Genomic DNA, 1090 nt, shown 5'->3' with positions numbered 1-1090 from the left:
CAAGGAACAACAACAGTCACATGGACTTATGAAGATGCAGCAGGAAATACAAGTAACCAAACACAAAGTGTAGTAATTCTTGATAATATTGCTCCTACTGCTTCAAATCCAGCTAATATTTATGTGCAATGTACAAATGATGTACCAGCAGTTGATATTTTAGTTGTTACTGATGAGGTTGATAATTGTGACTTAAATCCTTTAGTATCATTTGTTTCCGATGTTTCGGATGGGAATTCTAATCCTGAGGTGATTACCAGAACTTACTCTGTATCAGATGCTAGTGGAAATGCAAGAAGTGTCTCACATTTGATCACAGTTAATGATACCCAGGCACCAGCCACTCCAACTTTAGCAGATTTAACCGGAGAATGTACAGCCATCGCAGTAGCTCCAACCACTACTGATAATTGTTCAGGAGTTATAACAGGAACAACAAGTGACCCATTAACTTACACAACTCAAGGAACACATACCATTATATGGACTTTCAATGATGGCAATGGAAACTCAGTAACTGTCAACCAAAATGTTGTAATTGATGATGTTACTGCACCAGTATTCGCAGCAGCCCCAGCCGATGTCACTGTAACATGTATCGACGATGTCCCAGTGATGAGCAATTTATCTTGGACAGATAATTGCGATGGTTCAGGAAGTGTAGCCGGAACAGACGCTGCTATAGTTGGCACAGATTGTAACGGAACTGTCACCAGAACATGGACTTATACAGATGGAGGCGGAAATACAGCATCTACAACACAGACTATTACAATCTTAGATAATGTAAATCCAACAGCAAGCAATCCAGCCAATATTACCATAGAATGTATCGCCAGTTTACCAGCGGCCGATATTTCAGTGGTAACAGACGAAGCTGATAATTGTACAGCTAACCCAACAGTAGCTTTCGTATCCGATTCTGATGATGGATTAAGCAATCCAAAAACAATCACAAGAACATATTCAGTAACAGACGACTGTGGAAACACAATTAATGTAACACAAGACATTATTATAGAGGATGCTACGAATCCAGTATTCGCAGCAGCCCCAGCCGATGTCACTGTAACATGTATCGACGATGTCC

At 40.3% G+C, this 1090-nt stretch carries 1 protein-coding gene; it reads left to right on the top strand.

The genetic code is table 11. The annotated features are described in order from the left end of the window. The coding region (locus tag HNS38_RS20085; protein ID WP_216663807.1) for a hypothetical protein at positions 1-1090 on the top strand (1090 nt) is incomplete at both ends.

It is taken from the genome of Lentimicrobium sp. L6 (assembly GCF_013166655.1).
GTDB lineage: Bacteria > Bacteroidota > Bacteroidia > Bacteroidales > UBA12170 > UBA12170.
This window is presented reverse-complemented; position numbering and strand designations above follow the sequence as displayed.